7 protein-coding genes are annotated in these 7,046 nt (G+C 46.3%); 3 read left to right on the forward strand and 4 right to left on the reverse strand.

Features of this window, described 5'->3' with window-relative positions; translation table 11 throughout:
- The coding region (locus B7C60_RS18020) for a metal-dependent hydrolase family protein (protein ID WP_245868654.1) at nt 1–863 on the forward strand (863 nt) is incomplete at its 5' end.
- Here the strand turns inward: B7C60_RS18020 and murQ are convergent.
- Genes murQ through recQ form a run of 3 tightly spaced genes read right to left on the reverse strand, consistent with a single transcriptional unit; the run spans nt 860 to nt 3,948 of the window.
- On the reverse strand, nt 860–1,768 hold the full coding sequence (gene murQ / locus B7C60_RS05790; RefSeq protein WP_099610834.1) for an N-acetylmuramic acid 6-phosphate etherase: 909 nt from the start codon (nt 1,766–1,768) through the stop codon (nt 860–862). The two genes, B7C60_RS18020 and murQ, sit on opposite strands and share 4 nt — an antisense overlap.
- 49 nt (nt 1,769–1,817) lie before the next feature.
- Nucleotides 1,818–2,120 carry a DUF3630 family protein gene (locus B7C60_RS05795; RefSeq protein ID WP_099610835.1) on the reverse strand — a complete coding sequence of 101 codons (303 nt, stop codon included), beginning with the start codon at nt 2,118–2,120 and terminating at the stop codon, nt 1,818–1,820.
- Nucleotides 2,113–3,948 carry an ATP-dependent DNA helicase RecQ gene (recQ, locus tag B7C60_RS05800; RefSeq protein WP_099610836.1) on the reverse strand — a complete coding sequence of 612 codons (1,836 nt, stop codon included), beginning with the start codon at nt 3,946–3,948 and terminating at the stop codon, nt 2,113–2,115. Before recQ ends, B7C60_RS05795 begins: the two co-directional genes overlap by 8 nt.
- Before the next feature lie 175 nt (nt 3,949–4,123).
- On the opposite strand from recQ, the gene rarD reads away from it, so the two are divergent.
- Together rarD and B7C60_RS05810 are read left to right on the forward strand one after the other, a co-directional pair.
- A complete protein-coding gene (gene rarD / locus B7C60_RS05805) occupies nt 4,124–5,020 on the forward strand; it encodes an EamA family transporter RarD (RefSeq protein ID WP_099610837.1) in 897 nt (298 codons plus the stop codon).
- 26 nt (nt 5,021–5,046) lie between these two features.
- Nucleotides 5,047–5,697: a LysE family translocator gene (locus tag B7C60_RS05810; RefSeq protein ID WP_099610838.1), complete on the forward strand. Its 651-nt coding sequence runs from the start codon at nt 5,047–5,049 to the stop codon at nt 5,695–5,697.
- A 750-nt stretch (nt 5,698–6,447) separates the two neighbouring features.
- On the opposite strand, the gene B7C60_RS18025 is transcribed toward B7C60_RS05810, so the two are convergent.
- Nucleotides 6,448–7,046 (reverse strand): 3'-5' exonuclease (locus B7C60_RS18025; RefSeq protein ID WP_245868657.1); only part of this gene is annotated, 599 nt, incomplete at its 5' end.

The raw sequence follows: 7,046 nt of genomic DNA on the forward strand, positions 1-7,046 counted from the left end.
CTTTTATTTCCCAAACCGGCGGACACGGTGATTTTCGACTCCCTAATGAACTGATCAGCGCAGATAGTAAAAAACACACCATCTCCGTTAGAACGGGCACTTCAGCGATTGCTGACAGCCCAGATGAAGTCCGTCAACACGTGCGAGAACAATTAGCGCTCGGTGCATCACAAATTAAACTCATGGCAGGTGGTGGTGTCTCTTCCTTTTACGATCCACTGGATGTGACTCAATACAGTGTTGCAGAAATCCGCGCGGCAACAGAAGCGGCAGAAAATTGGGGCACCTATGTGGCAGTGCATGCTTATACCCCTCGCTCGATTAATCAAGCCATTGATGGTGGAGTTAAATCCATTGAGCATGGTCAGCTGGTGGATGAAAAAACCGTAAAACGGATGGCAAAAGAAGGCATTTGGTGGAGCTTGCAGCCATTTACCTCCGATCGAAAATCGGCATTTGCCGACGGTTCACCACAACGTATTAAGCAAAAGATGGTCGAACAAGGTACCGATCGTGCTTATCGTTTGGCGAAAAAGCATCAGGTAAATGTCGCCTGGGGCACGGACATTCTGTTCAGTGCTGAGCGTTTGCAGCAACAAACGAAAATGCTGACACGTCTAAGCGAGTGGTATCGCCCTTTTGAGATTTTAAAAATGGCCACTCACGATAATGCTCAATTGCTAATGCTCTCAGGAGAGCGTGCTCCTTATCAAGGTAAACTCGGTGTTATTGAAGAAGGTGCATTGGCTGATTTACTGATCATCAATGGGAATCCTTTACAAAATTTAACGATTTTAGAAAACACCGAAAATCTGCAAGTCATCATGAAAAACGGGATGCTATATAAAAATACTCTCCGCTAAGAGAGACTGGCTTGCAGCGCTGGACGCAGAAACCCACGATGCACTGCCAGTAACTGGCTGGCCTGCTTCGCATCCAGATCGGCAAGAATCATCAAAATAGCGGTCTTGCAGTGACGCTGGCAGGCATGTAAAGCCTTGTCTGCCTCTTCCTCATTACAACCAGTTGCGGCAATGACAATCTGCGTTTGCCGCTTAATCAACTTAGCATTGGTTGCTTCTACATCGACCATTAAGTTGCCAAACACCTTACCACAACGAATCATAGCACCACTGGTGAGCATATTTAAAATCAGCTTTTGTGCCGTACCCGCTTTCATTCTCGATGAGCCAGTCACCACTTCAGGCCCCACAATGGGCGTAATCGCAATATCGGCTATCTGCTCCATCGAACTGTTAGGATTACAAGCAATGGCAACAACGCTCGCTCCGACGGTTTTGGCGTATCTCATTCCTCCAAGGACATACGGCGTCCGTCCACTGGCTGCAATCCCGACCACGACATCTTTACTGGTCAAGTTCAACGCCTGTAAATCAGTTTGCCCTAACGAAGCATTATCTTCCGCATTTTCGACTGCTTTTAAAATTGCGGGATGCCCGCCCGCGATTAGCCCAACAACTAAATCCGGTGACGAGCCATAAGTAGGGGGACATTCGCTAGCATCTAAAATGCCCAGTCGTCCTGAGGTGCCAGCTCCGATATAAATGAGCCTTCCTCCCGACTGAAAAGCAGTACTAATCGCATCAACCGCGAGCGCTACTTCGGGTAAGGTTTTTTCTACGGCAAGTGCTACTTTTTGATCTTCTTGGTTAATAATGCGTAACATATCCAAAGTAGATAAGGTATCAATTGTCGCGCTAGCAGGATTACGACTTTCGGTAATCCATTGGGTTAAATCCATCTTCATTAAAGACTCACCACTAAAATAGAATCGACGCTCTATGAGGCTCTGACCGTTAAATACCCCGCGCAAATAACTGAGCGAGAAAGATTAATTCCTCTTCACTCTCTTGGGCTGATAGTGCCTCAATCCAAATACTGCCGCTGTAATGCTCGGCCCGCAACAATAACGGACAACCCTCGAAATCAATCAACCAGCTATGCAGATCGGCATCCAGCTGTTTTTCGATCACCGTGGCTGAAAGTAACCGAACTAGACGCTCAGCCAACTCAGGAAACGTATCAACATCCCAAGTTGGAGTACGTAAAATAATGCAGCCTTGTCCGGCTAAATACTCACCTAAGACAAATTCAGCCATATCCAGTTAAATGCTCCTGAATAACATCCAAAAACAGATCCGCGTATTTCTCTAATTTTCGCTGCCCCACACCGCTCACCGCCAGCATTTCGCCATAAGACGTGGGTAAGATGTCTGCCATATCAATCAAGGTCGCATCGCTAAAGACGACATAAGGAGGCAAGCCTTCTTCATCGGCCAGCGATTTACGTAACTTACGCAATTTCGCAAACAGTTTTTTATCGTAGTTCTTGCTCGATAATTTATCGGCTTTTACCGTCCGAGCCGCCGTATCTAAACGGGGTACCGCCAGCTCTATCGCTTTATCACCACGTAAGATAGGACGTGCTTCTTCCGTGAGTTGTAAGGTCGAGTTACGGGTAATGTTTTGATGCAGTAGCCCTTTATGAATCAGTTGACGAAAGATACTCACCCAGTAATCATGGCTATGATCGCGACCCAAGCCATAGGTGGAGAGCTTGTCATGACCGTTTTCGCGAATACGGATATTTTGCATCCCACGCAGCACTTCAACCACATAACCAATCCCAAAACTTTGATTAACCCGATAAACACAAGAGAGCGCTTTGCGCGCTTGTTCGGTTGCATCAAAATGCTTAGGTGGGTCAAGACAAATATCACAATTACCACACGGCTTATCACGGTATTCGCCAAAATAGTTGAGCAGCACTTGGCGACGACACGTTTGCGCCTCGGCAAAATGGCTCATGGCGGTCAGTTTATGGCTTTCGACTTGTTTTTGCGGCCCCTCTTCTTTTTCATCCAGCATGCGTCGTAACCAGACGATATCGGCAGGATCGTAGAGCATCATGGCTTCAGCAGGCAAGCCATCACGACCCGCTCGGCCAGTTTCCTGATAGTAAGATTCAATATTGCGCGGAATATCAAAGTGCACCACAAAACGAACGTTGGGCTTGTTTATACCCATCCCAAAGGCAACGGTCGCAACGACGATCTGAATATCATCACGTTGGAATGCTTCTTGAACATAGGCGCGCTCATCGGCATCCATTCCAGCATGATAACTGGCGGCGCGAATTCGGTTATTGCACAACTTCTCTGTTAACATTTCCACTTTTTTTCGGCTGCCACAGTAAATAATTCCGCATAACCCTTTTTGGGTTTCTAAATAGCGAATCACCTGCGATACCGGCTTATGTTTTTCAACCAATGAATAACGGATATTCGGGCGGTCAAAACTGCCTAGATAAATATGTGGTTCATTGAGTTGCAGGCGGTGCAAGATGTCGCCGCGTGTCGCATCATCTGCGGTGGCCGTCAAAGCCATAAACGGAATATGAGGGTACTGCTGTTTAAGCTGACCTAATGCGGCGTATTCTGGCCGGAAATCGTGCCCCCATTGTGAGATACAATGAGCTTCGTCCACGGCAATCATCGCGATCGGCAAGTGATTTAATCGTTCAATAAAGTCGGAGGTGAGAACCCGTTCCGGTGACACATACAACAGTTTAATGTGCCCCGCATGCATACGTTGATAAATACTTTGTAGCGCTTCTCGGCTCTGGGTTGAATTGACACATTCAGCCGCTACCCCGTTTGCTTTCAGTTGGTCAACCTGATCTTTCATCAGCGAAATCAGCGGAGAAATCACCACCGTAACGCCGTCGCGGATCAGGGCTGGAATTTGATAACAGAGCGATTTGCCACCACCCGTTGGCATGATCACTAAACTATCTTGCCCTGCCATTGCCGCCTCAATCACCTCTTGCTGACCCACCCGAAAGCTTGGGTAGCCGAAGACCTCTCGTAACACATCCTGCGGGTTAGAGGCGAAAGCGGATTGTTCAGCGAGTAAAGTGGCGGTCATGCTTGCTCTTTTTAATGAGTGGAAAGACTGATAGTTCAGCATCAGAATAGATTTGCCATTGTAGTGCCCTTTGGCGGTGAATAAAACCGCAAAATGTTCGAGGAATCTGATTTACACGCTATACTGGCGACCTATTCGCAATATTCATGGTTGCGTACTCAGCGAGATGTAAAGCATGACACAAGAACAACAAAAAGAAGCCAAGAAAGGCATTTTATTCGCACTCAGTGCCTATACCATATGGGGTATTGCCCCGATTTATTTCAAACAGCTTAATCAAGTATCACCACTTGAAATCCTTAGCCACCGTATCATCTGGTCCTTCTTTTTATTGGCGGCATTGTTACATTTTAGTCGCCAATGGAAAGCCGTAGTCGATGTTTTCCAGTCAAAAAATAAGCTGTTCTATTTGCTATTGACCTCACTGCTGATAGGGGGAAACTGGTTAATTTTTATCTGGGCGATTAACTCTAACCATATGCTGGACGCCAGTTTAGGTTATTACATTAATCCACTTTTAAACGTTTTTCTCGGGATGCTGTTTCTAGGGGAGCGGCTACGCAAACTGCAATGGTTTGCCGTGTTGTTAGCCGCGATTGGCGTCGGTATTCAATTAATCTTATTTGGCTCTATTCCTCTGGTAGCGTTAGCGCTTGCGGTAACGTTTGGTCTTTATGGCTTACTACGCAAAAAAGTGGCCGTGGGGGCGCAAAGCGGTTTATTTATTGAAACCTTAGTCCTGCTGCCTATCGCCACTTTATATCTATTTTTTTTGGCAGACTCGCCCACCAGTTCACTGACCGAGAATGATTGGCATTTAAATCTATTACTCGTCAGTGCGGGGCTCGTAACGACCCTTCCTTTACTCTGCTTTACCAGTGCTGCCACTCGGCTGAAACTCTCCACACTCGGTTTTTTCCAATACATTGGACCCAGTTTTATGTTTTTATTAGCCGTAATGGTCTATGGCGAAGCTTTTTCGAGTGATAAAGCAGTAACCTTTTTATTTATTTGGGGGGCATTGCTGGTGTTTACCTTTGATGCTGCCGTCTATAACCGTAGACGCCATTAGATGATCATTTTTTATCAGACTTAACTATGAACGAAATCAGCCTAGTCTTTACGCTTGCTAGCGTCCATTTCATCGCCTTAATGAGTCCTGGGCCGGATGTGGCATTAGTGATCCAAAACGCAACACGGTACGGACGCAAAACTGGTCTATTTATCGCACTTGGACTGTCATGTGGTATTTTTCTTCATTCACTCCTGAGCTTGACAGGCGTCAGTTACTTAGTTCATCAGCACCCCGTTTTGTTTGCGATTTTACAGCTTGCAGGAGGGTGTTATTTACTTTATCTCGGCTTTCATGCCTTACGATATACCTTACAACATGGGCAAGCTACAACCGAACAAGCCCATCCCGCTTTATTGCTGAGTAACAAACGTCAGGCATTTTCTCGTGGGTTGATTACCAATATTTTAAACCCCAAGGCCCTGATTTTTTTTATTAGCTTAATGTCGACCTTAGTACCCGCCGACATGTCCCTGCAAGGCAAGAGCTTAGCGCTGGTCATTCTATGGGCACTCTCATTGCTGTGGTTTGCCTCACTCGCTTGGATGCTTTCCACCGAAAGGTTGCAACGTCGATTACAACAAACGAGCCGTTATATCGATGCGCTCTGTGGCGTTATTTTTAGCATCATTGGCTTGATTATTCTGTACCAAGCACTCGTTAGCGTAACCGCATAGCATTTAAGACTAAAAAATGATCTTGTATCAGCAGTAAATCACCTTGGTTCGCTGTAAGAGATCTCGCACAAACAGGTAAGTAAATCACGCTTTCCATACTGATAAAAACCGAAAGAAAAAACATAACATGTTGATTTAAAATAACATAAAAGTAAAAGATACCGCAGATAGATAAACATATCCTTTTTCAGCTCTTGTATGGTTCAAACAAATACGCGATATTGGATGTGTCGGAAGGATGCTGACAGGGAAAAGGAATCACTAAGGATAGTACTCTTCAGGATGAAGGATCGGTTGTTGAGGACAAACAATCGGCAAGGAAAGCGAAAGGACATTGAACGGACTCAATCGTTACTAGGACGGTAACGACAATGGAATGGCAATGGACACCTCGGGATGAGGCATGGACGAAACATTAGGATGATGTCAAGGACACTGCTCAAGGAACAAGTAATGTGCGCTGACAGGATGGTTAGCAGATCAGGAAGATCGAGGACACCGCTAGGAAGGCGATGAACGGATTACGCTGAAGGAATAGCACACTATCAAGGAATCGATGCAGGGAGCACTTATTTAGTAGCTGGATTGCTGCGAGTAAGACCATAACCCCGCAGGGCTTTGCCCGCGGGGTTTTCTTTTATTCGTTATCCCACGTTTCTGTCGGTTATCAACCTTTTACTCTCAAGCTAAAACTTGATCGTTCAGCATCAGCGATACCCAGGAACCTCACCGCCCTATTGCTGAAAGCGACTACACTTTTTCTAATTTGGCATAAGCGGTCACTAACCACTTGATCCCTTCGCCATTAAATGCGACTTGAACTCGGCTTTGTGGGCCGCTGCCTTCGAAGTTGATAATGGTACCGTCACCAAATTTGGGATGCCGGACTCGTGCGCCAAGGCTAAACCCGGTTTCGTTAAAATTGTCTTTTACTGCGGTAGCACTAAAGCGTCCACTGCTTGCCGGACGACTCACCTGCGCTTTCATTCGCACTTCATCCAAACATTGCTCAGGCAATTCTCGGATAAAGCGCGACGGTTTATGGTATTTATCTTGGCCGTATAAACGGCGAATTTCCGCATAGGTAATGTAGAGCTTTTGCATTGCACGGGTCATGCCTACGTAGCACAATCGGCGCTCTTCTTCTAAACGCCCCGCTTCTTCAACCGACATCTGGTTCGGGAACATGCCCTCTTCAACCCCCACCATAAAGACCAGTGGGAATTCTAACCCTTTCGCACTGTGCAAGGTCATCAGTTGCACCGCATCATCAAACTCATCCGCTTGCCCTTCCCCAGCCTCTAATGCTGCATGAGTTAAGAAAGCGGTAAGTAGGCTCATCTCTTCCG

The organism is Vibrio fujianensis, from assembly GCF_002749895.1.
GTDB classification, from domain to species: domain Bacteria; phylum Pseudomonadota; class Gammaproteobacteria; order Enterobacterales; family Vibrionaceae; genus Vibrio; species Vibrio fujianensis.

Bases quoted from the DNA above. Each gene is read 5' to 3' on its own strand.
- murQ (WP_099610834.1), bottom strand. From the start codon at position 1,768: ATGAAGATGGATTTAACCCAATGGATTACCGAAAGTCGTAATCCTGCT.
- B7C60_RS05795 (WP_099610835.1), bottom strand. From the start codon at position 2,120: ATGGCTGAATTTGTCTTAGGTGAGTATTTAGCCGGACAAGGCTGCATT.
- recQ (WP_099610836.1), bottom strand. From the start codon at position 3,948: ATGACCGCCACTTTACTCGCTGAACAATCCGCTTTCGCCTCTAACCCG.
- rarD (WP_099610837.1), top strand. From the start codon at position 4,124: ATGACACAAGAACAACAAAAAGAAGCCAAGAAAGGCATTTTATTCGCA.
- B7C60_RS05810 (WP_099610838.1), top strand. From the start codon at position 5,047: ATGAACGAAATCAGCCTAGTCTTTACGCTTGCTAGCGTCCATTTCATC.